The sequence below is a fragment of the Sulfitobacter sp. PR48 genome (assembly GCF_028807335.1).
In the GTDB taxonomy this organism is placed as follows: domain Bacteria; phylum Pseudomonadota; class Alphaproteobacteria; order Rhodobacterales; family Rhodobacteraceae; genus Sulfitobacter.
Genome location: NZ_JARAMM010000008.1, coordinates 210,833 through 235,028, shown reverse-complemented (window position 1 = coordinate 235,028; position 24,196 = coordinate 210,833). Strand labels below are relative to the sequence as shown.

At 64.4% G+C, this 24,196-nt stretch carries 20 protein-coding genes and 2 tRNA genes; 7 read left to right on the top strand and 15 right to left on the bottom strand.

Annotation, left to right across the window (positions count from 1 at the left end; translation table 11 throughout):
• Positions 1–106 precede the first annotated feature (106 nt).
• A tRNA-Leu gene (locus PVW51_RS12910) sits at positions 107–192 on the top strand.
• 155 nt (positions 193–347) lie between these two features.
• Positions 348–1,127: a short-chain dehydrogenase/reductase gene (locus tag PVW51_RS12905; RefSeq protein WP_274575415.1), complete on the top strand. Its 780-nt coding sequence runs from the start codon at positions 348–350 to the stop codon at positions 1,125–1,127.
• Between the two features lie 15 nt (positions 1,128–1,142).
• Here the strand turns inward: PVW51_RS12905 and PVW51_RS12900 are convergent, their stop codons facing one another.
• The 4 genes from PVW51_RS12900 to PVW51_RS12885 all read right to left on the bottom strand — a co-directional run bounded on the left by PVW51_RS12900 (position 1,143) and on the right by PVW51_RS12885 (position 4,881).
• A complete protein-coding gene (locus PVW51_RS12900) occupies positions 1,143–2,075 on the bottom strand; it encodes an AEC family transporter (RefSeq protein WP_274575457.1) in 933 nt (310 codons plus the stop codon).
• 79 nt (positions 2,076–2,154) lie between these two features.
• Positions 2,155–2,955, bottom strand: coding sequence for an MBL fold metallo-hydrolase (locus PVW51_RS12895; protein ID WP_269367078.1), 801 nt, complete (start codon positions 2,953–2,955; stop codon positions 2,155–2,157).
• Positions 2,955–3,755, bottom strand: coding sequence for a TatD family hydrolase (locus tag PVW51_RS12890; RefSeq protein ID WP_274575413.1), 801 nt, complete (start codon positions 3,753–3,755; stop codon positions 2,955–2,957). The genes PVW51_RS12895 and PVW51_RS12890 overlap by 1 nt, the downstream gene beginning before the upstream one ends.
• Positions 3,756–3,765: 10 nt before the next feature.
• On the bottom strand, positions 3,766–4,881 hold the full coding sequence (locus tag PVW51_RS12885) for a DNA polymerase III subunit delta' (RefSeq protein WP_274575412.1): 1,116 nt from the start codon (positions 4,879–4,881) through the stop codon (positions 3,766–3,768).
• Between the two features lie 269 nt (positions 4,882–5,150).
• Here PVW51_RS12885 and PVW51_RS12880 point away from each other — a divergent pair, with 269 nt between their 5' ends.
• Entirely contained in the window at positions 5,151–5,864 is a 714-nt protein-coding gene (locus PVW51_RS12880) for a hypothetical protein (RefSeq protein ID WP_269367072.1), read from the top strand.
• 113 nt (positions 5,865–5,977) lie between these two features.
• On the opposite strand, the gene tmk is transcribed toward PVW51_RS12880, so the two are convergent.
• From tmk to PVW51_RS12865, 3 genes are read right to left on the bottom strand one after another with little or no spacing between them, the layout of a single operon-like run.
• Positions 5,978–6,616: a dTMP kinase gene (tmk, locus tag PVW51_RS12875; RefSeq protein ID WP_274575411.1), complete on the bottom strand. Its 639-nt coding sequence runs from the start codon at positions 6,614–6,616 to the stop codon at positions 5,978–5,980.
• Complete coding sequence (locus PVW51_RS12870; RefSeq protein WP_269367068.1) at positions 6,613–7,764, bottom strand: D-alanyl-D-alanine carboxypeptidase family protein; 1,152 nt, start codon at positions 7,762–7,764, stop codon at positions 6,613–6,615. Before PVW51_RS12870 ends, tmk begins: the two co-directional genes overlap by 4 nt.
• A 21-nt stretch (positions 7,765–7,785) precedes the next feature.
• The gene (locus tag PVW51_RS12865; RefSeq protein WP_274575409.1) at positions 7,786–8,679 is read right to left on the bottom strand and encodes an SPOR domain-containing protein; all 894 of its coding nucleotides are present in this window, start codon (positions 8,677–8,679) and stop codon (positions 7,786–7,788) included.
• Positions 8,680–8,907: 228 nt separating this feature from the next.
• On the opposite strand from PVW51_RS12865, the gene PVW51_RS12860 reads away from it, so the two are divergent.
• Positions 8,908–8,997, top strand: a tRNA-Ser gene (locus PVW51_RS12860).
• Between the two features lie 823 nt (positions 8,998–9,820).
• Here the strand turns inward: PVW51_RS12860 and PVW51_RS12855 are convergent.
• Together PVW51_RS12855 and PVW51_RS12850 are read right to left on the bottom strand one after the other, a co-directional pair.
• Entirely contained in the window at positions 9,821–12,721 is a 2,901-nt protein-coding gene (locus PVW51_RS12855; RefSeq protein ID WP_274575407.1) for a polysaccharide pyruvyl transferase family protein, read from the bottom strand.
• Positions 12,722–12,858: 137 nt separating this feature from the next.
• Positions 12,859–14,016: a cytochrome P450 gene (locus tag PVW51_RS12850; RefSeq protein ID WP_274575406.1), complete on the bottom strand. Its 1,158-nt coding sequence runs from the start codon at positions 14,014–14,016 to the stop codon at positions 12,859–12,861.
• Between the two features lie 75 nt (positions 14,017–14,091).
• On the opposite strand from PVW51_RS12850, the gene PVW51_RS12845 reads away from it, so the two are divergent.
• Positions 14,092–14,949, top strand: a complete 858-nt coding sequence (locus PVW51_RS12845) for a glycosyltransferase family A protein (RefSeq protein ID WP_274575405.1) — start codon at positions 14,092–14,094, stop codon at positions 14,947–14,949.
• Here the strand turns inward: PVW51_RS12845 and PVW51_RS12840 are convergent.
• The 4 genes from PVW51_RS12840 to PVW51_RS12825 are packed head-to-tail and all read right to left on the bottom strand — an operon-like array spanning position 14,946 to position 18,219.
• Entirely contained in the window at positions 14,946–15,770 is an 825-nt protein-coding gene (locus PVW51_RS12840) for a phytanoyl-CoA dioxygenase family protein (RefSeq protein ID WP_274575404.1), read from the bottom strand. The genes PVW51_RS12845 and PVW51_RS12840 overlap by 4 nt on opposite strands.
• The gene (locus PVW51_RS12835; protein WP_274575402.1) at positions 15,767–16,633 is read right to left on the bottom strand and encodes a phytanoyl-CoA dioxygenase family protein; all 867 of its coding nucleotides are present in this window, start codon (positions 16,631–16,633) and stop codon (positions 15,767–15,769) included. The genes PVW51_RS12840 and PVW51_RS12835 overlap by 4 nt, the downstream gene beginning before the upstream one ends.
• A 3-nt stretch (positions 16,634–16,636) precedes the next feature.
• Positions 16,637–17,935 carry a polysaccharide pyruvyl transferase family protein gene (locus PVW51_RS12830; RefSeq protein WP_274575400.1) on the bottom strand — a complete coding sequence of 433 codons (1,299 nt, stop codon included), beginning with the start codon at positions 17,933–17,935 and terminating at the stop codon, positions 16,637–16,639.
• Entirely contained in the window at positions 17,932–18,219 is a 288-nt protein-coding gene (locus PVW51_RS12825) for an acyl carrier protein (RefSeq protein ID WP_269367040.1), read from the bottom strand. The genes PVW51_RS12830 and PVW51_RS12825 overlap by 4 nt, the downstream gene beginning before the upstream one ends.
• An 88-nt stretch (positions 18,220–18,307) precedes the next feature.
• Between PVW51_RS12825 and PVW51_RS12820 the strand changes: the two genes are divergently transcribed.
• A complete protein-coding gene (locus PVW51_RS12820; RefSeq protein WP_274575398.1) occupies positions 18,308–19,078 on the top strand; it encodes a class I SAM-dependent methyltransferase in 771 nt (256 codons plus the stop codon).
• A 103-nt stretch (positions 19,079–19,181) separates the two neighbouring features.
• Here PVW51_RS12820 and PVW51_RS12815 read toward each other — a convergent pair whose 3' ends face one another.
• Both PVW51_RS12815 and PVW51_RS12810 read right to left on the bottom strand, forming a co-directional pair.
• Complete coding sequence (locus tag PVW51_RS12815) at positions 19,182–20,999, bottom strand: polyketide synthase (RefSeq protein WP_274575397.1); 1,818 nt, start codon at positions 20,997–20,999, stop codon at positions 19,182–19,184.
• Positions 20,996–23,074 carry a non-ribosomal peptide synthetase gene (locus PVW51_RS12810; RefSeq protein ID WP_274575396.1) on the bottom strand — a complete coding sequence of 693 codons (2,079 nt, stop codon included), beginning with the start codon at positions 23,072–23,074 and terminating at the stop codon, positions 20,996–20,998. The genes PVW51_RS12815 and PVW51_RS12810 overlap by 4 nt, the downstream gene beginning before the upstream one ends.
• A gap of 95 nt (positions 23,075–23,169) precedes the next feature.
• Here PVW51_RS12810 and PVW51_RS12805 point away from each other — a divergent pair, with 95 nt between their 5' ends.
• Positions 23,170–24,189 (top strand): hypothetical protein, encoded by a 1,020-nt coding sequence (locus tag PVW51_RS12805; protein ID WP_274575395.1) that lies wholly within the window; start codon positions 23,170–23,172, stop codon positions 24,187–24,189.
• Positions 24,190–24,196: the final 7 nt, after the last annotated feature.

Sequence of the window (24,196 nt, the reverse complement as noted above, 5' to 3'; positions counted from 1 at the left end):
CGTGACGGCCCCCCGCAGCGGATGCGCTGCGGGGGGCCTTTTTGTTTTCTTTTCCTCTTCACAAGCCGCACGGCTTTGTCTAAACCGCCTTCACCATCCATGGCGTGCGGTCGTGGCGGAATGGTAGACGCGCAGCGTTGAGGTCGCTGTGGGGTAACACCCGTGAGAGTTCGAGTCTCTCCGACCGCACCAACTTCCCAAAATCAAACCATGCAACCGGTTGATCGAGCCTATTTTGATCCTGTTCGAACGGGCGCATTGTCCTTACCCTGTCCCTGCCACAAACTGGCCGGTGGTCAGCGCAGCAAAACTGCGCCGGACCGGGGCCTTGTATCGGAGGTTGGCTGATGGATCTCGACCTGCAGGATAATCATGTTCTCGTAACCGGCGCGTCGAAAGGCATCGGGCTGGCGATTGCGCGTTCATTCGCGCAGGAGGGCGCGCGGATCACACTTGTCTCTCGCCGGGAGGATGCGTTGCGCAGCGCCGCCGAGGAGTTAAGAGAACACAGCGGCGGGATCATTGGCCACATCACGGCGGATCTGTCGAAGGAGGAGGCGCGCGCGGCCCTGTTTGACCAGGCGCCGGACATCGACATTCTGGTGAACAACGCCGGTGCCATCAAGTCCGGCCCGCTGTCCGCGCACAGCATGGAAGACTGGCGCACAGGGTTCGAGCTGAAGGTCTGGGGGTATATCCACCTTTGCATGCTCTATGCCCCCCGGATGCGCGCAAGGAAATCCGGCACGATCATCAATGTCATCGGGATGGGCGGACGGGCTGTGCGGCCCTCCTATATCATCGGTGCGGCCGGGAATGCGGCCCTGATCGGCTTTACCAATGCGCTGGGGGCGGAAACCCCGCAGGACAACCTGCGTGTCTTTGGCATCAATCCTGCTGCCACGCGGACCGACCGCATGACAGACAGGCTTCGCAGCGAGGCGCGTCAGCAGTTCGGAGACGAAAACCGCTGGGCGGAGTTGCTGAACCCGGACCAATACCCCTTTGGCCGGCCTGCCCACCCGCAGGAGGTGGCGGACCTTGCCGTCATGCTGGCCAGCCCCAGGGTGCATTACCTGTCCGGCACGGTGATTGATATGGATGGCGGCAGGCAATGGGCGGGCTGAGAAGCCGGGGCAGTGTCAGGCCAGTATTTCCAGCCACAGCCAGACCGTCAGCAGCGACGCGCCGGTTGCAATCAGCACGGATGACGCGGCGACGCGGCGGCCCTTGCCGTACATATTGGCAAAGATATAAGCGTTGAACCCCGGTGCCATGGCGGCTGTCAGCACGCCGGAGCGGAAGCCATCCTGCGGCAGCGACAGGGCCGTGCCAAAGCTCCAGACCAGCGCGGGATGCACCAGCAGGGCGATCATGCAGACCATGGCGATGGCAATCTTGTCACCTTCGGGCCTGTATTGGATCAGCACACCCCCCAGCGCAAAAAGTGCGGCGGGCAGGGCGGCGCGGGCGATCAGCGACAGGGCGTCATCGACAACGCCGGGGATCGGCTGACCGGTCAGGTTGAAGGCAAAACCGCCCAGGATGGCCAGCACCAGCGCATTGCTGAACATCGCCCGCCCGACAGCGCCTGCCAGTTTCACCGTGGACTGGCCCCGGTTGCGCACAACCTCCATCACGGTGATGCCCAGACCGTAGCAAAACGGCGAATGCAGGGCGATGATCGCATAGTTGCCGGTCAGGGCATCCGGCCCATAGGCGCGTTCCGCGATGGGCAGGCCCAGCAGGACCGAATTGGAGAACAGGCAGCAAAACCCGATTGCCACGCAATCCTCCCAGGGCCGCTGCAACAAGATCCGCGCGCCAAAGATCCCCAGCGCAAAGCAGATCGCGGCCCCGGCATAGAAGCTGATCAGCAGGTCGGGGTCGAAATCACTGCCAAGGTCGAGTTTCGCAATCGCCTGGAACAGCAGGCAGGGGATGGCGAAGTTCTGGGTGAACTTCATGACCCCATCAATGCCGGAGATCGGGAACAGCCCGCGCCAGACGGCAAAATAGCCAAAGCCGATGACCAGGAAGACAGGCAGGATGACGTCGAGAAGGTTCTGCACGATCTGGGCTTTCGCTTTGCCGGGAGCGCCGGGGGTTTCACACCCCCGGACCCCCGTGGGAATATTTGGAGCCAAAAAGAGGTCAGGTCAGGGGAAAACGCAACACCATGCCGTCATAGGCGGGTTCGATGTGGTCAGGGGTTTCGGCGGCAAGGGTACGGTAATCGAGATCGTTGTGCATGTTGGTCAGCACCGCGTGGTCCGGCGTCAGCGCTGCGATCCAGTCCAGGGTCTGGGCCAGGTGGCTGTGGGTCGGATGCGGTGCCCGGCGCAGGGCGTCGACGATCCAGCAGGTCAGCCCCTGCAACTGGGACCAGGCATCTTCGGGAATGCTCACGACATCAGGCAGATAGGCGACATTGTTCATCTTGAATCCCAGCGCGTCCATGCCACCGTGATTGACCAGAAAGGGCGAAAAGGTCAGCGCGCCGCCGGGCCCGTCGATGGTCACATCGCCGTCGATGTCGTTCATTTCCAGGATCGGGGGATACATCGACCCTTCGGGCCGGATGAAGGCATAGCCGAACCGCTCCAGCAGGGCGGCGCGGGTGGGGGCATCGGCCCAGACCGGCAGCCGCGCGCGCATGTTGATGACGATCATCCGCAGATCGTCCAGCCCGTGCACGTGATCGGCATGGGCATGGGTATATAGCACCCCGTCCAGCCGCCCCACACCTGCGTCAAGCAACTGGCTGCGCATGTCGGGGGAGGTGTCGATCAGCACCGTGGTGGTGCCTGCATCGGTGATCCGCTCCACCAGCGCGGAACAGCGGCGGCGGTGATTGCGCGGTTCCCCGGGGTCGCAGTCGCCCCAGTGCCCGCCAAGACGGGGCACGCCGCCCGAGGATCCACAGCCCAGTATCGTGACCCGCATCTCGGCCATCAGGCGGCCTTTTCAAACTGCGCAGCCTTGCTGAACAGGCGGTCGAAGTTTTCCTGCGTGCGCGCGGCGAAATCGGCGTAGTCGAGGCCGAAGGTCTCGGCCGCGCGGCGCGCGGTATGGGCGGTAAAGGCGGGCTCGTTGGTCTTGCCCCGGTGCGGCGGCGGGGCGAGATAGGGGGCGTCGGTTTCGACCAGGATACGGTCCAGCGGCGCATTGGCAAAGATGTCGCGCAGTTCCTGCGATTTGGGAAAGGCGGTGATGCCCGACATGCTGAGGTAGAACCCCAGGTCCAGCGCGGTGCGGGCCAGTCCAGCCGATGAGGAAAAGCAATGCATGACGCAGGGATATGCGCCATTTGCATATTCCTCGGTCAGGATCGCGGCCATGTCGTCATCGGCGTCGCGGGCATGGATGATCAGCGGCAGCCCGGAGGCGCGCGCAGCGGCAATATGGATGCGCAGCGAAGTCTTCTGCACATCCGCGCTTTCGGCGGTGTAATGGTAATCCAGACCGGTTTCGCCGATCCCGACCATCTTGGGGTGGCGGGTCAGCGCCATCAGCGTGTCATGGCTGACCAGCGGTTCGGCGGCGGCGGACATCGGGTGGGTGCCTGCGGCGTAAAAGACCGGCGCATGTGCCTCGGCAATGGCGCGCACGGCGGGTTCATTGCGCAGCCTGGTGCAGATGGTGACCATACGTGTCACGCCAGCCTCTGCCGCGCGGGCGATGACCTGCGGCAACTGGCCTTCGAAATCGGGGAAATCGAGGTGGCAGTGGCTGTCGGTGATCTGCGGGGTCATGCCTGTAATCCTAGCGCGGCGCGTTTTCTGCGATCTTGAGCAGGGTATCTAGGACCAGCGCGGCAGGGTCAAGGTTGACCGCCAGCCCATGTTGCGCGCGGTCGGAGACCTGTTGCGCCAGATCGGCCCAGATCCGGCCCTGATGTGGCGTGGGGGCCAGCCGCGCCAGGGTCTGTGCCTCGCCCCTTGCCGCCTCGATTGCGGGCGGCGCACCTGTGGCCCCGGTCCGTGCCAGCCGGGCCAGCATCAGGTCGACCAGGGTGAACAGCAGGTTCAGCTTTTCTTCCGCCCCGCGCTGGGCGGCGGCTTCGGCCAGTTTGATGGCGCGGGCGCGGTCCATGCGCGGCATCGAGGACAGCAGGCCGATCAGTTCCGCATAGATCTGCAACCCGCCCATCAGCGACAGCCGCAGGGCCCCGCCGACCGAGCCCCCGGAAAGTTCGGCCAGGGCCGCCGGATCGCCATCGACCGCGACGCCGGAGGCGGCAAGGGCCGCCGCCATCTGATCGGGGTCAAGCCTGCCCAGCCGCAGGGTGCGGCAGCGCGACCGGATCGTGGGCAGCAACCCGGAGGGCTGGTGGCTGATCAGCAGCAAAATGGCCCGCGCGGGCGGTTCTTCCAGCATTTTCAGCAGGGCATTCGCGGCGTTGACGTTCATCACATCCGCATCGTCGATGATCACCACGCGGCGCCCGCCGTCGGCGGCGGACATCTGGAAAAAACCGTTCAGCGCGCGGATGTCATCGACCACGATCTGCTTGCGCATCCGTTTGGTGTCCGGGTTCACGCTGCGGGTGACGGATTTCAGCGCGCCTTCACCGCCCGAGGCCACGCGCCGTGCAACGGGATGACCGGCATCTATGTCCAGGGTCCGGGGCGCAGGCGTGTCAAACATGCCGCCCGCGTCGGGATCGGGCGTGGCCAGGACAAAACGCGCAATCCGCCAGGCCAGGGTTGCCTTGCCCACACCGCGCGGACCGCTCAGCAGCCAGGCATGATGCAGCTTGCCGCTGTTCCAGGCCTCCAGGAATCCCGCTTCGGCCTCCGCCTGTCCGATCAGGGCGGGGGTATCGCGCGGATGCAGGGCACCGTCGAGCTGATCGGGATGTGGGACCTCGTCGTTCATGGGTTTCGTTTACCACGGATCGCGGCGGTTGAAAGGGGGCGGTGGCGGGATGGCACCGTCAAGCCACTGGCAACAACCTGTGGTCGCAACTTGTGCGCCAAAGGTCACATAAAAGCCCGAATTGCCCCTGCATCCCCCGATTGGGGGAGTGACCAAACGCCGTTTCACAAGGCTATTGAACGCATGGTTCTGCCTGTGCCCTGCGAATTCCGTGCCGGGCCGGAGGGCATCCATCTGAATGTGTTTTGAGCCACGAAGGGGAAATTCTTGTGAACAATCAAAGTATTTTACGTGCCGGTCTGCTGGGGGCAGCATGCCTCGCGATGGCGGCCTGCACCAGCAATGCGGTTGGCGGCGGACCGGGGGGCGGACCCGGCGGCGGACCGGCTGCAACCCGCGCCGAATATGACGCCAAATTCGACGAATTGTCGAACACCACAAGCCTGGCGCCGACCAGTGTCGAACTGGTGGGGCAGGGCACGTTCCGCGGCTCCACGCTGCTGAACATCACCGCCAACGACAACACCAATACCACCGGTTTTGCGCTTGGCGATCTGGAGGTTCAGGCGGATTTCGACAATGAGACCATTGCCGGGACCGCCACCAATTTCCGTGGCGAACTGGGCGGCGAGGCCTTCACCCTCGACGGTACGCTGGACAGTGCAGACGGTATCGCGCCGTCGGTCCTCTCTGAGGAGACTCAGCCGATCATCCTGCCCCCCGGCGTGCCGCCAATCCCCGGCGCACCCACCGAAGTCGTGACCAACGTATTCACCCTGAACATGGGTGGCGAACTGGTTGATCCGGTCAGCGGCAGCATCGGTCAGGTCAACCTTGGCCTCGGCGGTTCCTTCCTTGGCCCGGTTGGCGGCGGTCAGGCGCAGGCGGCTGTCGGACCGGCCACGGTTGTCGTGACGGACCGGCCCGGCGGCGCGCCGATCCTCATCGGCGGCGGCGGGACATTCGTGCTGGAACGCGAATAACACTTCCCCGACCTCGTACCTCCGGAAAAGGCCCCCTTGCGGGGCCTTTTGCTGTTTTTGCGGGCGTCTGGTGTCGCATGAGGCGCAAGCCGCGCGCATGTCGGTGCCAGCCTTCAGGCGCGCCGCTTGGGCAGAAACTCGTCCGCCACCGCGCGGACATCTGCCGCCACGGCCTCGACGGCCCTTGCGCCGTCGACAACCCGGAACCGGTCCGCAAATTCATCGGCAAGCGCCAGGAACCCCGCGCGCATGGCCTTTTGCAGATCCTCGCCGAAATCCTCAAACCGTTCCTCGGCCCCCTTGCGGGACAGGGCGCGGCTCAACCCTTCGGTGGGGTCCATGTCGATCAGGATGGTCAGATCCGGCTCGACCCCGATCATGAGGTCATGCAACCGGTCCACGACGCCGCGCAGATCGCCGCGCGACAGGCCCTGATACATCCGGGTCGAATCCGCAAAACGGTCGCAGATCACAACCTTGCCCGCCGCAAGCGCGGGCCGGATGGTGCGTTCCAGATGATCGCGGCGCGCGGCAGTGAAGAGCAGAATCTCGGTTTCCGCCGACCAGCGGTCGGGATCGCCCTGCAGGACCAATGCGCGGATCTCCTCCGCCCCGGGAGAGCCGCCGGGCTCCCGCGTCAGGATCACGTCACGGCCTGCGTCGCGCAGATGATCGGCCAGCAGCCTGGCCTGGGTGGATTTTCCCGAACCGTCGATGCCCTCAAAGCTGATGAACAGCCCCTTGTCGCTCACGAGGCTTCCTGCGGACCTGCATTGATCCGCGCCAGCAGATGCTGCGCCGCTGCGGCCAGTTTGATCATGAAGCCGCCGGGGGCCACATCATCGGAGGCAACCAGCGGTACGCGCACTTCCGGCAGGCCTTCGCGGGTGATCACCAGTTCCCCCATCTCGGCGCCCTTTTCGATCGGGGCCTTGAAAGGCATCTGATAGATCGCCTCTGCCGTGACGTCATTGCTGCCGGTAAAGGGAGTCAGCATCGTCAGCTTGTCTTTCAGCTCCAGCCCCACGGTCTGCACGGCACCCAGCGCAACAGGCACTTCGGTGATCTGCGTGCCGGCCTCGCCCAGGGTACGTTCAGAGAACTGGCGGAAGGCCCAGTTCACGATGGCTTCGGATTCCTGCGCGCGTGCTTCGGCGGTATCCAGCCCCGAGATCACGAAAACCACGCGCCGGTTCCCCTGTTTGGCCGATCCGACCAGCCCGTAGCCCGCCTCGGATGTGTGGCCGGTCTTCAGACCGTCCGCGCCAATCCCCAGCTTGAGCAGCGGGTTGCGGTTGTAGCGGTTCGCCGACTCGTTGGCATCAAACAGGAACTCCTCTTCAGCGAACATCGGGTAGAACTGCGGAAATTCCGTGATCAGTTTGGTGGCCACCAACCCGAGGTCGCGCATCGACATGCGGTGGCCCGGCTTGGGCCAGCCGTTGGAGTTCATGAAGGTCGAATTGGTCATGCCCAGCTGCTGCGCACGGGTGGTCATGTCGCGGGCGAAACGCGCTTCGGTCCCCGACAGCGCCTCTGCCAGGACCACACAGGCGTCATTGCCCGACAGCACGATGATGCCGCGCAGCAGATCTTCGACCGACACCCGTTCGCCCTGCTGCAGGAACATGGTGGAACCGCCGTAGGACGCCGCATCGGCAGAGACGAGCAATTCGTCATCCAGTTCCAGCCGCCCGTTCTCCAGCGCTTCGAAGGCCATGTATAGCGTCATCAGCTTGGACATGGAGGCGGGCGGCAGCGGCTGGTCCGCATTCTTGGCCAGAAGCACCGTGCCGGTGGTCAGGTCATAGACATAGGCGGCACTTGCCTTGGTCTCGAAGGCTTGGGCGGGAAGGCTGAACAGGATCAGCGCCAGGCAGGCAGCGAAGTGGCGGATCATGGTCTGGGAAAGCTCCTGTGATTAGCTCGACACGGCATAGGCGTCCGAGAACCCTTCGCCCTTGATCTTCTTGACCAGGCTGTTGAGTTCGGACTGGCTGGTGACCGGGCCGACAACGACACGCCAGAACGGCTTGCCATTGATTTCTGATTTCTTGACCGTCGGGACCAGCCCGGCGCCGCGCATCTGTTTGGCCGCGCGTTCGGCATTGGCTTCGACACTGAAAATGCCGATCTGAACATAGGGTTTGGACAGGCTGGATGCCGGTTTCGGGGCAGGTGCCGCAGGTTTTGCTGCCGCCGGGGCCGCAGGGGCGGCCGCCGCGGGTGCCACGGGTGCTGCCGCATCAATGGCCTGTTCGGCCGATGCGATGGGGTCCAGCGTTGTTTCCGTCACATCCGATGGGGCCTGCACGCTCGCGGCGGCGGCCTCGGCTTCGGCGGTTTCTTCGGCCTCTTCACGGCGCAGGGCAATCACGTTCAGCGGTGCGGGCGCGCCGGCCAGAACATTCAGCGCCGCAGCGGCGTCCGATGACATCTGCAGGTTCGGGCCGGGCAGTTCACGCTCGCGCCGGAACAGGGCGCCAATCACGAACTTCCCGTTCGCCTCGTTGCGGATGATCACCCGCTCGGGTTCGGTCACATCGGGATGCGCCACCCAGACGCCCCCCAGCGAGGGGCGGCCATCCCACAATCCCTGGTCTGTCACGTTGAAGACCTCGGGTGCCTCCACATCGCGTTCCACCAGCTTGGTGGAGCGGGTGGCACCTGCCGTGCTGGCCTGTGCCTTGGGCTTGAGGAAGCCAAGCTGCCCGGTGTCTTCGCAGCCTGCCAACAGGCCCACCGACAGGACCAGACCTGCCATCACGGTCAAACGGCCTGCGCGGCTGTCGGGGCGGGAAATAAGCCTGCTCATCAATTTGTCGTCCTTGCCTGCTGGCCTGATGGGCCATTTCACGCCGCAACTTGCGGCAACGCTCAACACCCCCTTGGACGAGGGTTTTGCCGCACTCTAACCTGCAAGGGACAGCCTGAAAAGGCTGGGCTGCCCTGATCGGCAAATTTCCCCGTGTGACGGCCGGTAAATTCGGCACATCGGAGCATTTGCCGAATCGATTGCGGCACTCTAGGAGGGGGGCGTTGCGGAGGTTTGGCAGAGTGGTCGAATGCACCGGTCTTGAAAACCGGCGGGCGTGAGAGCGTCCCCAGGGTTCGAATCCCTGAGCCTCCGCCATTCACCGCCGATTGCCACCAAAAACAGCCTATTTCCCGCCTATCACCGGAGGGCGGTGGCCATTGCTGTTCGGTTTCGCAGTGCCCGCGGAGAAGCGGACAAAGGTAGCTTCCAGTTTCGATGTCAGCAGAGCGGACAGAGCTGCCATCAAACATGAGCACCCAGGCCCGGAACAAGCCGAAGGCGCCGGGCCATCGCCTGCCCGCCCGTCGCACCGAAGGTGCGCCGTTGATCTCGGCATGCCTTCGGCATGACGGGTAGGCGATTTGGTGAGGCTAGTTGTTCCCTCGTTAGGATTCATCACGGTTGAGAAATAAAGTGGCATGAACCAAGGTCAGCATCGCCCACCCCGGGCAGGCGCTGGCCCGGCTGACGCCTCATGTAACTCCGGGCTCTCTCCCGCCCTTCGCTGCGACACGTGTGAAGGTCAGTTAAGCGGACAGAGCTGACATGTCCGACATTCGAAACAGGTCGCGCCCGAACCGAGGGGTGGGCGAGTAGCGCCCGCCCCGTGGGGGCGGTTCGGGCGCTGCCAAAGCCTTGCTTTGGCAATGGGTCTTTACTTTGAGAGCACAGGTTGGGCTCGACGCTGACTTTCGCTGCGCGGTGCATGAAGGTCCACTCTGATATTTTTGATGGTCGTCAGTTGCGACGCCATCGAGTTTGTGAATCAGTTTGTAGAGCTATAGCGTAGGTGTAGTTCCCGGTTTCGCCGTCTTCGGCCCGCCATTCAACCCATTTCACAGCAGCGGCACCGCCCGGTTTGGCCCTTTGGCTCCCGAACCATGCTCGTGTTCCCGGCCTCCGGCCCTTTGACGAATACCTACGACAGCGCGTCGTTCAGCAGGCGTTTCAGGGTGCCGTCCGTCACCGCGGGCAAGGCGACGTGATGGGTGTCGATACCGTCGAGGACAATGGCCTGGGCGTTCTTTATGTCGTCGAGCGCGCGCAGGCGGGTCATGTCGGGCGCGTAGTTGCTGCCGACAACCTGTGTCAGTTGCAGCTTGGGGTGTGACCGAAGCTGCTGGCGCAGATCGAAGGCGTCCAGATCGGCTCCGAAGATCTCCGCCATGCCGCGCCGGGCATGGTCAGCGTCCCCGGCTTTGGCGGCGCCGGGCGTGACAAAGCCCGCCAGTGAAATGACGGCATCCGCATCAATTGCCAGGCCGGTGCGCAGGGCCGCAAATCCGGCGGCCGATCCTCCGATTGCAACCACCTTGCCCTGGCCAAGCTTTGCAATCATCGCGGCCAGTGCCGCCTGCATTGCCGCTTCATCTGCGCCAAGCTCGGGCACACCCTTGAGGAATATCTGCCCGTGGGGATCGCGCAGATAGATGATATGTGCCGGAATATCCGCCATGACCTTATCCAGATACCGGCTGTTGATGTAACTCAGCCCGCCGATCAGGCCTTCAAACACCACAACGATGTTCTCTGCGCCCCGCTTTCTGACAATCCTGACATCGCCGTCACCAAGCACCGCTTTGCGCGGTCGGGCTTTGCCAAGGACATCAAGCGCGGCCAGCAGGCTGCGTGCGGTCGGGCCCAGGAGTTCCGTTTCGGCAAGCAGCAAGAGGGTTTCACGGCCTTCGCCCTTGTATCCGGCGCGCAGGGCGAAAAGCGCGTATTGCAGCAGCCAGGCGGGCTCCGGCGCCTTGGTTGTCGCGAGCCGTTTGAGGGCCGCGAATATCTTCCTGTCCTCGGCCCGCGTCAGGAAAACACGATTGAGCCTGTAGACCGTCCGCCATTCCAGCGGATGCAGTTCCAGCGCCCGCCGCAGCGCCGAAACCGACAGGTCGAACCGCCCCGCCGCAGCGGCCAGCCTGCACAGCCGGCACAGGCTGACAACATCCTCTGCACCGGCCTCCACATCGCTTTGCAGACGGTCCAGGGCGTCGGGCAAGGACAGTTCGATTGAACGCAGATGATTGCGCACCTTGGCCGCGTAATCGGGCAGGGGGCCGTCCTGTTCGACTTTCCTGAACAGGTCGAGCGCAAGCTGGTAATCGCCGCTCACATCAGCGCGCATTGCCAGGCGCAGCATCAAATGCGTGCTTTGGGGGCGTTTTTCGAGCGCCGTCTTGAGAAAGGCGACCTGCGCCTGCATGGGCATCGACGACAACACATCGCCGGTTGCGGCCTTCAGCATGGTTTCGTCGATGTCCGGCATATCGAGCCCGGCGAGAAACCAAGCCATGGCGTCATCTGTCTGTCCCGCCTTGGCCAGACACTTGAGGTGAGTGCTCCAGACCCAGGGGTTGGCCGGCGATTCCTCGGCCAGTTTCGCGGAGAGATCGAGGGCCTTCTGGGGTTCATCGCGGGCCATTGCCAGGCGCACTTCGCCCAGACGTGCGGGCAGATGCGCAGGGGTCTGGGCAAGATGGCTGCCGACATAGCTGTCTGCCGCTGCATAGTCCTGATCGGCGATCAGCCCGTTAAACGCCCTGGCGTCCCACGCCAGCTGGGCAGGGGGGGGCGTGTCATCGGCGGGTGGGGGCGCGTCCTTGCCGGATGTGGCGGGGGCTGCCGATCCCTGCCGCATCTCTGCCACGGCGTCGGCAAGTGCTGTTTCAATCGCGGCATCTGGAAAGATGTCGCCATGCGCCGCAGCTTGTTTCCCGGCGGCAAAGATCTGGGTGACCCGGTTCCAATGGGCCTCAAGCTGTGGCGCGATTGCGTCAGGCAGGGCTTGTTTGGGCTGTTCGAGAACGCGGGGCAGATCCTTCAGCGCGGTTTCCCAACTGTCCACGACATCCGCAGTCCGGTCCATCTGGATCGCCTGACCTTCAAACTTGTGCAGGTTCGGCACGGCGACCAGCCGCGCCGGGACGCCATAGGCCGCAGCCGTGATCTGGCCGTGCAGGGAGGCCCCAAGATAGGCGTTTGCCCCCGCAATGACGGCGGCGATGTCTTGCAGGGTATCGGCATCGTCGTAGGCAATGGTATGGCGGGGCGCCGCGGCATGAAGCGCCTGGGCCAGTTCGTGGTCGCCATGGCAGCGCCCGATTGCGATCAGAACGGCGGTTGCGCCGGCGGCTTCAAGGGCTGCATCCAGTTGTTGCGCGAAATCGGCGACGGAGGTTCTGCGCAGGCTGCGTGCCTTGACGTGGAGCGCGATCACCGGCCGCGCTTTCGGGATTCTCAGTTTCTTTCTGATCCTGGCAAAGCGCCGCTTCAGCGCCGTTTCAGGCCAGAGGTGCGGCAGATCGGTTGCCGTGTCCGGCATCACCTCCGGGCGACGGCCCGCCCAGCGCTCCATCGCATCGGCGCTTTGTGTGTCCCGCACGGCAAAACGGTTGGCGGCTGCCGCGACGCGCTGCAGCCAGTCCGGGCCGGGCGCTGTCCCGTCCGGCGCCAGCACACCGGGCGCGTTCCACACCACCGGCAGCCCATGGCGCAGGGCGTGGGCCGTTGCGCCTGCCCAGAGGGCGGGATAGGCGTTTTCATCATAGCCCGGCAGACCGAAATCGCGGATGTGTACGATGTTCCCGCCGCCGATCAGGATGCCGTCAAAGCTGTCCGCCGTTTTGGCAAATTCCGCCAGCGAAATGACCGGAACCGTATCGCGGTAGCGGGTCACCCCGGCGGTCGGTGAGACCGCGACAACATCCATGCCTGCAGGCGCAAGCCGTTGTTGTGCCAGCAGTGGAAACAGCAGATCGCCGTAGTTTTCAACGTCGAAAGTGCCGAAAATCGCGATACGGCGCTCATTGGAATCAGGCATGGGATTCTCCGGACCGCTACGGGCGGGTGGGGCGTGAAAAGTGAACCAAAACAGACAAGATACAAACCGCTGATGGCATGATACTTTGCATCTTATCGCTATGGTTGCAATGATCTGAAATTCAAAGGTTTATCCCATCAGATTGCGGCAAAACGCAGCCGGCAGCTCTCGTATCCCCGTATCATCGACCATCGGGCGAACCTCCGGTCATCCGGCTTGGCGGTGAACGGTGCTGCAAGGCGCACGGTTTCCAGAGCGGCATCCAGAAGGGTGCTGAGGAACAGGCGGCTCAACTGGCTGCCGGTGCAGGCAAGAGAGCCAAAGGAAAACGTGGCTGTCTGCAGGCGCGCCCGGTCGAAACGGAAAGCCTCGGGGTCTTGCCAAAGTTCCGGATCGCGGTTGGCCGCCGCCAGATCGCAGGACACAAGAGAATGAGGCGGCAAATGCATGTCACCCAGATCCAGACCGGCGGGCCCGATCTGGCGGGCGACGTAGCGCACCGCCCCCAGCAGGCGCTCCACCTCCCGCAGGTAGGCCGGGCGAAGTTCCGCGCGGTTGCGCAGCGTATCCTGAAGGTCCGGATTGTCGGCCAGATGCGCCAGCATCAGACCGCTGGTCTTGGACAGGGGCTCAATTGCCAGAAAGGCGGGGGAAATCAAATGTATCAGCGGAATTTTCTGCCCGGCGGACCAACCGACGTTCATCGCCGAGAGATTGCCCATGATGCGCGCGGCCTTTGGCTCCAGCTTGATGAAATCGGGGATCGCGGTGCGGTCGAGGCTTGCCAATATGTCAATGCTGTCGGTCTCGATTTCCTGACCCAGGGCCGCATTGATCCCAAGTGCCGCGGCGCGCCATTCCATGATCGGCTTTTGCACTGCCATTGCCATCGCGTCAGCCTCGGTTTCGCCCGAAGCAACCAGCGCGGCGAGGGGAGACCGGAAATCCTGCGCGGGCAGGCATTCCAGTAACCGTTTGGTGACGGTGATGGCGTCCATGCGCTCGGCGTCGTTGGGGGTGCGGTGCGCGCGGCTGATCTGGCGGGACAGACGGAAAATGCTGTCAACACCACCGTGCCTTTCACGGAACCGGGAAAACACCCTGAAAGCAAGATCGTCGGTTGTGGTGCCCGGGTGCGCCAGCACGGCGCGCACATCCCGCATGCGCGACACCTGCCAATGACCATAGCCGCGCCGCCAGGGCGTGCCGACCAGGATGGGATCGCGATTGGCGTCCGCCGCCTCGCGGATCGTGGACGGGCCGAAGGCTTGAGAATTGATTTCCGATGTGCGCATATGCGGGCCTGTCTTCAAAAGAATGGTGCCGTTGTGCAGGTTAAGCCCAGTGTCTCGCAAACGGAAGGCGCTGAGATGGCGGCACCCGATATTTCAATCGCGATCACATGCTGGCGGATGGACCGCGAGTTGCCGCGCACGCTCTGGTCGCTGTCACGCGATTTTCAGCAGGGTGCCGAAGGACTGAGCTGGGAAATCATCGTGGTCGACAACGGCTCCGGACATCTGCCTGTCGCGCCAAAGATGACACCGGTCCCGCAGATCATCGCGGCAAGCAACCCCGCCCCGTCGCCGGTCCAGGCGATGAACCAGGCGCTGTCACTGGCGCGGGGCAGGATCGTCGGCGCATGGATTGACGGCGCGCGCATGGCGTCATCCGGGCTCCTGGCTGCTGTGGCGCGCGCAGCCGAGGCGCATCCGGCCCCGGTGATAGCCGTGCCCAATCGCCAGTTCGGCTTCGACCGTCAGGCCAGCGCAACGCAGCATGGATATGACAGGGCGACCGAGGATGCTTTGCTGGCGCAGGCCGGCTGGCCCGATCCGGCAGCGGACCTATTTGCCGTGTCATGGCCTGAAGAGGCTCAGGTCACCGGGCCGATACTGGAATCGAATGCCCTGTTCCTGCATCGCGACACCTGGTCGGCCCTTGGCGGCTTTGATCCCATCTTTACGGAGCCGGGCGGCGGCATGTGCAATCCCGACATGCTGGACCGGGCGCTGAACCACGCCGGTACACAGTTTATCCGCATGGCCGGGGTCGCGACATTTCATCAGATCCACGGCGGCACATCGACTTCCGATCCGGCTCAGGCGGTAATAATCGTAAAGGAAGCCACGCGAAACTATCTTCGTCTGCGCGGCAAACCACCGCGCAAGCAGCGCGCGCCCGGCTGGCTTTATGATGCGACAACAGGCGCGCTGACCCGCAGCTAGCGGGGCTGCTGGTCCAGCCCCGCCGCCTGGCGCTGCACCAGACTGGCCGAGTGCCGCAGGATGTCGCGGTAGCGCCGCAGGGCCGCCGGTTCGAGATCGGCTTGCGGTTGTTCCTCCAGAAGATAGGTTCCGTGATCGCGCCCCCGCACATGGGTGGCATAGCCCTTCTGATCGCCCAACTGCCTGACATCGCCCGCGATATAGCGGATCGCGAAACCGATGCGCCTGCCGGAGGTTGCCTGATTGGGGGCAGACCCATGCACCAGCGTGACATGGTGAAGCGACATTTCACCCGGTTCAAGCGGGCAGTTCACCGCATTTGCCTCATCAACCTCTCCCGCCACTTCCTCGCCCAGTGGCAGCATGGAGGAGGGGGCGTTCCTGACCGCATGGGGCACGGCGCTCAGGTGGCTGCCCGACACCACCCGCAGGCAGCCGCTTTGCGGTGTGCTCGGGGTCAGGGCAAGCCATGCGGTCACCCCCTTGGGCGCATCCAGCCCCCAGCAGGTGCCGTCCTGATGCCATGGCACCACGCTGGAGGATCCGGCATCCTTGGAAAAGAAGCTTGATCCCCAGCACAGGATGTCCGGCCCGAGAATTTGCGCGACGTGATCAAGGATATGGTCATCATGAACAAGGTCCCAGAGGAACGGATAAAGCAGATGGCTTTTTGCATTGAGCCGCGCAAACCCTTCCCGGCCAAGCCGGCGTTCGGCCTCTTCAAGACGGCCCACAAGCTCTGTCGCCGCCGCCTGCGGCATCACCCTGATCGGGCTGGCAAAGCCTTCGCGCGCGAAATCCTGTGCAAATGTGCCCGTCATTGCAGTTGGTCCTTGCCAGCCGCCGCTTCGGCAAGATGGCGCGCCTTGGCGGTGCGGATGACGTTGGCGGCCTGGCGGATGATATCGGCGTGCCGTTTCAGTGCCGCCGGGTCCATTTCCGCCTCTGGCCGGACTTCAAGGGGGACCTGCGCCAGGTTCCTGCCGCGCACCAGCGTCGCGGAGCCCCCCTCCTGCCGGACCTGCGCGGATGTATAGCGGATCACAAAGCCCAGGCGGCGGTCGTCAGAGGCATTTGGCCCCGACCCATGCAGCACCAGCGGGTGGTGCAGCGACATCTGCCCCGGTTTCAACATCATCCAGACCGCCCGGCTGAGGTCAGGCTGGCTGTCGACCGCCTCTCTGGCGCCCAGCATGTTCTTGTCGTCAGCGGTGTCCAGATGGCGAAGCTGCCGTGCATGCGTTCCGGGGATCGCCTGCATGGCGCCGGAGCCGCTTGTGACGTCACTCAGGGCAAGCCAGGCCGTGGCACCCTGGTTTTCGGTCAGCCCCCAGAACGTCGCGTCCTGATGCCAGGCGACATATCCGTCCGAGCGGGCGGGTTTGTCGATCACGCTGGAGCCGATGCAGATGATATCCGGCCCCAGCAGGCTGCTGACCTTGTCAAGGATACGGGCATCATGGACCACGTCCCAAAGGTAGGGCAGCAACAGGTGCGGCTTGGCACGCGTCAGGCCGGACAAACGCCCGTGCTTGCGCGCCTCCAGCGCCTCGATCTGCGCTCTCAGGGCTTTGGCCTCGGTCTCGGGCATCACGTCAACCGGGTGCAGAAACCCGTCGCGGCGAAAGGTCTCGCATTGGGTCTCGTCCAATCCGGCAAGGCGGGCAGGGGATTGCTGTGTCATGATCTAGAAAGGCTCCATTTCGAGCAGGTCGGTGCCATCCAGCGCGGCTGCGCGGTCCTTTGCGGTTGTGAAAGGCGTCATCGCCCAGTCCGGTCCCGCCTGTTCCAGCCCGGCGCGCATGGCAAGCGCTGCGAAACGCAGCCTTGCCTGCCGCTTTGGGGCCGGTCCGGCCGCAAAGGCGGCGGCAATGTTGTCCCAATGCTGGCAAAGCTGTTCCGGCACGGCGTCGGGCAATCTGGTCTGCGGGGCCGCACATGTTCCGGGCAGTGCCGCCAGCGCCGCGTCCCAGCTGTTCACAAGGTCCCTGGGGCGCTCCAGATGGGCCACCAGACCGTCAAATTTCCGGTAGGCTGGCCGTGCCACCAAGATCCCCGGCACGCCATAGGCCGCCGCCGCGATATAGCCGTGCAGGGAAGAGCCTGCATAGGCCCTGGCATGGGCAAGCAGGGCCGCGACATCGCGCAACCCCTCTGGCCGGTCCAGCGCTGCCGCCGCGATGCCCCGGTCGCGCAATGCCGCGGTGATCTCGCGTGCGATCCGGTCGTCGGAATGTGCCGTGCCCAGGCCGATCAGCACAGGCGTCAGATCCAGCGACACGCAGGCTGCCGCCAAACCATCCGCAAAAGACGGGATCGGCTCACCCCCAAGCGATCTTTGCCGGACGTGAACGGCCAGGATGCGATCCTGTCGTTCCAGCCCCATCTGCGCGCAGAGACGCAGGAAATCCTCTGCCAACCCCTCCCGCGGCCAGACCCAGGCAAGGCCCAGAATCGGGTCCGGCACGATCTTTGCCCCGGGGGCCTGGGCCATCCGGGCAGAACCCGCATCCCGCAGCGAAAGGTAATCCGCCGCGCCAAAGGCCGCAGCCGCGAGCGCGTCGACACCCGGACGCAGCGGATGCGGCACACCCGGCGCATTCCAGGCAAGGGGCAGGTCACGCAATGCCGCCGCCAGCGTCGATCCCAGCCAGACGGCGGGTGCGACCGCCGCGCCGATACCCTGGCCGCGATATTCCCTGAGGCTGTCCATCCGGTGGGTATGAACGAGATAGCCGCCGCCGATCAGCATGCCGGCAAACTGCCTGTCGGGATCAAGGGCGGACCAGAGGGGCCGCGTCGGCATGGCCTGCTTCAGGGCGACCGTGGCCCCGGTTGGCGATAGCGCCTGCACCCGGTATCCGCGCTGGCCCAGCTCATGTGCCGCCACCACGGGGAACATCAGATCGCCGAAGTTGAGCATGTCGAACATGCCGGAAATCAGAACCTCCCCCGAGCCTTCCGATCCGGGCGCGTCCGCTGTCATACTGTGGCGGAACGCTCGCTGATCCGCTGCGCGATATGCGCGGACAATGCGGCAACCGAAGGATTGTTGAAGACTTCGCCGGGGCTGACCTCGATCTCGTATTGCTCCTCCATCATGCCGCACATGATGGTGATCTCGACGGAATCCAGGCCGTAATTGTCAAAACGCTCGTTGACCGGGAAAGAGTCCTTCGGCATGTCGATCACGGACGAAATATAGTTTACCATCCAGTCGCTGACCGCAGTCGCGCCCAGGGTGTCCTGTGATGTTCCGGTGCTGGCCATGGAGGTCCTTTCCGCGGTGAAATGAAAGATAGCAATTCACCTGGAATGCTATATTCGTTTTCATCCAAGGACAACTAAAAGGAGATCCATGTCAAGCGAGCGCGACCTGAGATTGAAGGAAAGCGATTATGATTTCGCTATTCTCCATCCTGCACTGCGTCGCCTTTTCGGTGCAAGTGATCTGTACAATTATGGGTATTGGCGCAGCGCCGATGGCGGGCGGATCACCACGCTGGCCGAGGCCGCGGCAAGGCTGGTTCAACTGCATGTGGAGACCGATCAGGGGCGCGGCAACACCCGCCGCCTGCTGGATGTCGGCTGCGGGCTGGGCGCCTGTACCGGGCTGTTCGCGGCAGCCTACCCGGAGGCCGAAATCACCGGAATCAACTATTCCGCGCGCCAGATCGCCCATGCGGAACGCCATCACGCCGGTCCGCGCATAACTTTCCGGCAGATGGACGCGACGGCGCTGAATTTTCCGGATCAGAGCATTGATTGCATCCATGCTGTCGAAGCCGCCATGCATTTCCACCCCCGCCGCCGCTTTTTCGAAGAGGCCCGCAGGGTGCTTGTGCCCGGCGGACGCCTGATCCTGACCGATGTTCTGGCACGCAGGCCGACAACCTTCATTCCCGCCGCCAACAGTGAAGCCTCGATCAGCGAATATGCCCGGACCCTGGTTGAAACCGATCTGCAACCCCTTGAGATCACAGACATCCTTGACGATACCGCTGCCCCCTTTGCCAAGGTAATGCATGCCAATGCGATGCATGCCTATGGGCGCGCGATCGAGGAAGATGTCTCCGGCTATCTGCTGGTGCTTGCGGTGAACGGCAGCGCGACATCCAATGTGAGCTGAGGCGCAGGGCGGGTGCTGCGTCAATGCGCAGGCGTGACGGCAACTGTGTCCCGCTGCCGAACCTGAAATGCCTGACCTGAATGCCTGTTTTCAACGTGACCGATCACGGGGCGTCAACATACCAGCAGCGCTGCCGGTCGAATGGGTATCCCGGCAGGTCCGGTGCCGTGGGGTCTGCTTCTGCGAGGGCCCGGGGATCAAGCGTCGCACCGGCAAGATGCAGCGCAAGCAGGGCTGTCGCGATCTCCCCGCCTGGGGCGGGGACAGCGGTGGCACCCGAACCATCGGCCTGCGATGCGACAAGGTCCGGGCAGGCCCGGCGCAGGCTGGCATAATCGGCCCCGGCCAAGGGCTCCGGCGTCTCAAGCATCACCGGGCCCAACAGCCGCTTGGGGTCCTGTGGTGGTCCGGACGCGATCCTGCCTGCGGCCTCTCTCGCCTCGGCGATGCTGCGCGCCTGGAACCCTGCGCGCCGGTTCAGACCGGTCCAGCGCCGCGTCACCGTGGCTGCCAGCCGGTGCAGGCAGACCTGCGGGTCCTCCAGCGCGGCAAGAAGCTGTTTTGCCCGCTCCCGAAGCGCCGCCGGGCTTGCGGCTGAAAGCAGGAACAGGTGGCTGGTGGCTGTCGCCCGCACCGTGGCAGCGGGATCTGCCACTGCGCGATCATCGGCAGAACTGACAATGGCATGACAGTTCAGCCCGCTCATCCCGAAAGAGCTGACACCTGCGATCCGGCGCGGGCTCTGCCATGGGCCTGTGGTCTGCGGCACCTGAAACGGAAGCGATTTCCAATCGACCCGGGGGGAGGGGTCGTCGAAACAGGGCTGGCCGGGCAGGATGTTGTCGCGCACCATCACGATGGCCTTGATCAGGCCTGCGATACCCGCCGCGGCCTCCAGATGTCCGACAGCGGCCTTGATGGACCCCAGCGCAGCGGGAGGCTGCTTTCTGCCGGAAAATACATCCGCGAGTGCCAGGGTTTCGATGGCGTCGCCCAGTGCAGTCGCCGACCCATGCGCCTCGATTGCGCCGATGTCCTCCACCGTGACCCCGGCAGAGCGCATCGCGCCTGAGATGACCCGCGCCTGACCGGCGCGCGACGGGGCGCTCAACCCGTTGCTGCGCCCATCCTGTCCCGTCGCCCAGCCCGGCAGAATGGCGTGGATACGGTCGTTGCCCGCCAGCGCATCCGGCAGCCGTTTGAGCACCAGCATGCCGCAGCCTTCGGAACGCACGAAACCATCCGCAGCCGCATCGAAAGGCCGGGTCTGGCCCGAGGGTGACAGGACATTCATTTTCCCCAATGCCATGAAACCCGCCGCGTCCAGCAGCACATTCACACCGCCGGCCAGGGCAATATCGCAGTGTTGCAGGCGCAAGGCGTCCCCGGCCAGGGTCACGGCGGTCAGCCCCGAAGAACAGGCCGTATCCACCGTGAGCGACGGCCCGGTCAGGCCAAGGCAATAGCTGACCCTGCCGGAGACCGCGGCATTCTGTACCGCATTGGGCAGATGGGCATTGCTGGCGAAATCCGGTGACCGCGCCATCCGCAATGCATGATCGGAGGATGCCACGCCGACATAGACACCCGCCGGCATGCCGTCGAGACGGGCCGGGGAGAGGCCCGCGTCTTCCAGGGCATGCCAGGCCATTTCCAGAACCAGACGCTGCTGGGGGTCCAGCAGCGGCGCTTCATTGGCAGAGATGCGGAAGGGGTGGCGATCAAAGCTGTCGATGCCCGCCAGCAGGCCCATCGCCGGGGCGGGCGGCTCCTTTACCCCCATCAGCGCCAGACGCGCAGCCGGGACCGGGCCCGTCCCGATCCGGCCGGTCCGCAGCATATCAGCCAGGTCCGCCGCAGACTCTGCGCCCGGAAACCGGCAGGCCATGCCAACCACCGCAATGGGAACCTGCGCCGTCATGGCTGCGGTGCCACCATCCGGCGTGCCAATGTCAGGGCCAACATGCGCGGGTCGGGCTGATCAAACAGGTCTTCGGTCCGGATCTGCGCGCCGAGCACGCTTTCCAGATCCAGCGAGAGGTCGGTCATCATCAGGGAATCAAGCCCCTGATCGCTCCAGGGCAGGTCTGGATCGACCTCATCCAGCGGCACATCCGTGGCGGCAGCGACCCATGCCAGGAAGAACGCCAGCAGCGCCGCCGCATCGGGCGGGCCATTGCGGGCGCTGTCCGCCAGCGCGCGCAGCGCGGCAAGCTGCGCCTGCCGGGATTTCCCATGGTCCGGCCTCCAGTCGCAAATCACCCGATCCGGCTCATCCTGCAGCCGGGCATGGCTGGCGGCGCGCCTGATCTTGCTGCTGGATGTCCAGCGCAGCGTGCCGGGGCGCACCAGCATGACCTGATCGACCTCGACCCCGGTTTTTGCCAACAGCCGCCGCCAAAGACGCGATGCAAGTGCCTGGTCGTCTTGGCCTGCTGTGGCCGTCGGCGCGGCATCCCGGTTTGGCGGAACTTCTGCGATCAACACAATTTCTCCCGCGCCGGTTTGCCGAAGCACAAGGCGCCGTTGCCGGACACGGGGTTCGACACCATCCAGCGCCCGCTCCAGATCGGCGGCGTGCAGGGTACGTCCATGCCACAGGACGATGTCCTTGATGCGACCGGTCACAAAAAGTTCTCCGTCAAGCAGGAAGCCGGTATCGCCACTGCGCAGATAGGGGCCGTCCCCCGTTACGGTATAGGCACCAAAGGTATCCCGGCTGGCCTCCGGCAGGCCGAGATAGCCGCTGCCCATGCTGTCGCCCGCGATCCAGATCTCGCCGATCCGCTCCGGCGGGCAGGGGTGACCGGTATCGGTTGAAACGATTCGTATGCCACCGGTTGTCCAGACCGGCCCGGAAGAAACAAGCTGCCGGCCCTGTCCGGCCCCGGCCCGCGCGACGATGCCTTGTGCCATCGCCTCGGGGTCGAACCAGCCGGTTGTGGCACCATTGCCCCCGCTTGCCCCCGCGACCAGTAGCGTCGCTTCCGCCAGTCCATAGCAGGGCAGGAAGGCCCGGCGGTCGAAACCGGAGTCCGCAAAGGCCTGCGCGAAACTGTCCAATGTCGTCGCCTGCACCGGTTCGGCACCGTTCAACGCCACCCGCCAGGACCGCAGGTCCAGCCCGGCGCGGCGGTGTTGCGGGATGGTCCGCACACACAGGTCATATGCAAAATTCGGTGCCACCGACAGGGTCGCCTTGAAACGGCTGATCGCCTCCAGCCACCGGATCGGCCGATTGATGAAGGCCGCAGGGGCCAGCACGCAGGTGGTATGACCCCGCCAGAGGTTGAACAACAATCCGCCCATCAGCCCCATATCATGCTCCGGGGGCAGCCAGGTCACTGACCGCTCCTGCGCGCGCGGTTGGACCGCCGCTGCAATTGCCCGTTGCTGCGCGGCCAGGGCGGCATGGGTCACCAGCACCCCGCGCGGTGCGCTGGTCGAGCCCGAGGTATATTGCACGATTGCCACGTCCTCGGGCCGCACAAGGGGCAATGCCGGGTTGCTTTGTGACCCGCCCCGGCTTGCAAGCTCGTCGATCAGCAGCAGGGGATGCCCGGCGAACAGATCATCCGCGCCTGCGGCTTCAATCTCCGCTCGGCTTGCGCCTGTCAGAATCGCCGCGCAACCGGCCTCCCGCAGGATTGCCGCGGCGCGCGACCGCATGATGGCCCCCGCAGGGAAGACGACAGGCACAGCCGCGCATCCGGCCATGAGAATGGCGACAAGCCCGGTGATGAATGCCGGGCCGTGGCCGCAGATGAGGGCCACCCGCGCGCCATTTTCGCAACCTGCTGCCAAAAGCCCGCCTGCCAGGGCGCGCGCATTCTGCGCCAGCGCGCCATAGGTCAGCTCCTGCGATGGCGCTGCCGGGGTGATGTAGTGAAATGCAATCTGCCCGGGTCTGGTGTCCGCATGCGACAGGACGACCGCGGGCAGCAAGCCGCAAGTCGCCGGGGCAGGGCGGTGCAGGGCATCCGGCACTTGCGTCATCGGTGGTTCCTTCTGACGCATCTAACAACTTGGAATTGCATATCTGGCAAGCGTATCATCTTATGCGATAAAACGGCAAAGAGAAGACGGCACAAATGACCAGAACTGAACCAAGGCTCTTGATCATCGGGTTTTCGAATGTGGCCACGACAAATGGCTTTTCCGTCCCGACAATCGAACGTCTCCAGGAGGCCTGGCCGGGGCTGGAAGCCTTTCGCGTCGGTTTGGGCGCCTTGCAGCCACAGGTCATTCCCCCGTTTATCCGGACGGCGGCAGAGTTGCTGGGGCCGTTTACCCATGTGCTGCTGGAAATCAATTCTTCGGCCTATGCCATGCATCCGCTTTCGACCGAGGAGAACGGTCGGGAGCTGTTGGCGGATATCCTCCTCACGGTTCAGGATTGCGGGGCAGAGGCGGCCTTCATGTTGCACCTGCGGCATTGGACGGGGCAGGTCTATCTCGATTTCGATGCCCTTGTCCGCCGGTTCTGCGCGGAACTGGATTTGCCGCTGATCGACTTGTCCGCAGGTTGGATCGAACGGCACGGGGCCGATCAGATCGCGGCATGGATGCGCGATGAAACGCACACCACGAAAGAGGGGGGCGAAGCCATGGCGGAAACGCTGACGCCCTTTCTGACCGATTTCCTGCGCCGCGAGCCCTCGTTGACGGGGCGCAGCCTGCCCCGTCCGCGTTTGCGTCGCAGGGTCTTGTCGACTGCAAAGGCGCTGTCGCCCTGGCCGAGAGAGCGCCACGACTGCCTTGGCCTGTCCCTTGATTTCGCGCGGATCGAGGGGGGCGAGGCGATACTTGAACTGGACCGGACGATACGGGCGCAGGGCCTTGTGCACCTCTATCACCTCAGTGGTGGGCGCAACACCGTGACACTGGACCCTTCGGGTGAAGCGATGCCCCTGGCCACGATTGATCCCCACAGCAACACGACCAGGATCGGCGTCTTGGCCTTTGACAAGATGCGCGGCAGGGAACTGGGGGGCCTGAGGATCTCTCCCACGGCCCCCGCCGACGACGTCCAGTTGCGCAAGGGCGTCCGGGAAACGCCATTGCGGATATATGTCGGGCCGATCCTGACCCTTGAACCTGTGCAGGACTGACGGGCTC

Bases quoted from the DNA above. Each gene is read 5' to 3' on its own strand.
- PVW51_RS12810 (WP_274575396.1), bottom strand. From the start codon at position 23,074: ATGACGCAAGTGCCGGATGCCCTGCACCGCCCTGCCCCGGCGACTTGC.
- PVW51_RS12905 (WP_274575415.1), top strand. From the start codon at position 348: ATGGATCTCGACCTGCAGGATAATCATGTTCTCGTAACCGGCGCGTCG.
- PVW51_RS12830 (WP_274575400.1), bottom strand. From the start codon at position 17,935: ATGACAGCGGACGCGCCCGGATCGGAAGGCTCGGGGGAGGTTCTGATT.
- PVW51_RS12895 (WP_269367078.1), bottom strand. From the start codon at position 2,955: ATGGCCGAGATGCGGGTCACGATACTGGGCTGTGGATCCTCGGGCGGC.
- PVW51_RS12825 (WP_269367040.1), bottom strand. From the start codon at position 18,219: ATGGCCAGCACCGGAACATCACAGGACACCCTGGGCGCGACTGCGGTC.
- PVW51_RS12835 (WP_274575402.1), bottom strand. From the start codon at position 16,633: ATGACACAGCAATCCCCTGCCCGCCTTGCCGGATTGGACGAGACCCAA.
- PVW51_RS12885 (WP_274575412.1), bottom strand. From the start codon at position 4,881: ATGAACGACGAGGTCCCACATCCCGATCAGCTCGACGGTGCCCTGCAT.
- PVW51_RS12855 (WP_274575407.1), bottom strand. From the start codon at position 12,721: ATGCCTGATTCCAATGAGCGCCGTATCGCGATTTTCGGCACTTTCGAC.
- PVW51_RS12840 (WP_274575404.1), bottom strand. From the start codon at position 15,770: ATGACGGGCACATTTGCACAGGATTTCGCGCGCGAAGGCTTTGCCAGC.
- PVW51_RS12820 (WP_274575398.1), top strand. From the start codon at position 18,308: ATGTCAAGCGAGCGCGACCTGAGATTGAAGGAAAGCGATTATGATTTC.
- PVW51_RS12850 (WP_274575406.1), bottom strand. From the start codon at position 14,016: ATGCGCACATCGGAAATCAATTCTCAAGCCTTCGGCCCGTCCACGATC.
- PVW51_RS12870 (WP_269367068.1), bottom strand. From the start codon at position 7,764: ATGATCCGCCACTTCGCTGCCTGCCTGGCGCTGATCCTGTTCAGCCTT.
- PVW51_RS12890 (WP_274575413.1), bottom strand. From the start codon at position 3,755: ATGACCCCGCAGATCACCGACAGCCACTGCCACCTCGATTTCCCCGAT.
- PVW51_RS12845 (WP_274575405.1), top strand. From the start codon at position 14,092: ATGGCGGCACCCGATATTTCAATCGCGATCACATGCTGGCGGATGGAC.
- PVW51_RS12865 (WP_274575409.1), bottom strand. From the start codon at position 8,679: ATGAGCAGGCTTATTTCCCGCCCCGACAGCCGCGCAGGCCGTTTGACC.
- PVW51_RS12815 (WP_274575397.1), bottom strand. From the start codon at position 20,999: ATGACGGCGCAGGTTCCCATTGCGGTGGTTGGCATGGCCTGCCGGTTT.
- PVW51_RS12805 (WP_274575395.1), top strand. From the start codon at position 23,170: ATGACCAGAACTGAACCAAGGCTCTTGATCATCGGGTTTTCGAATGTG.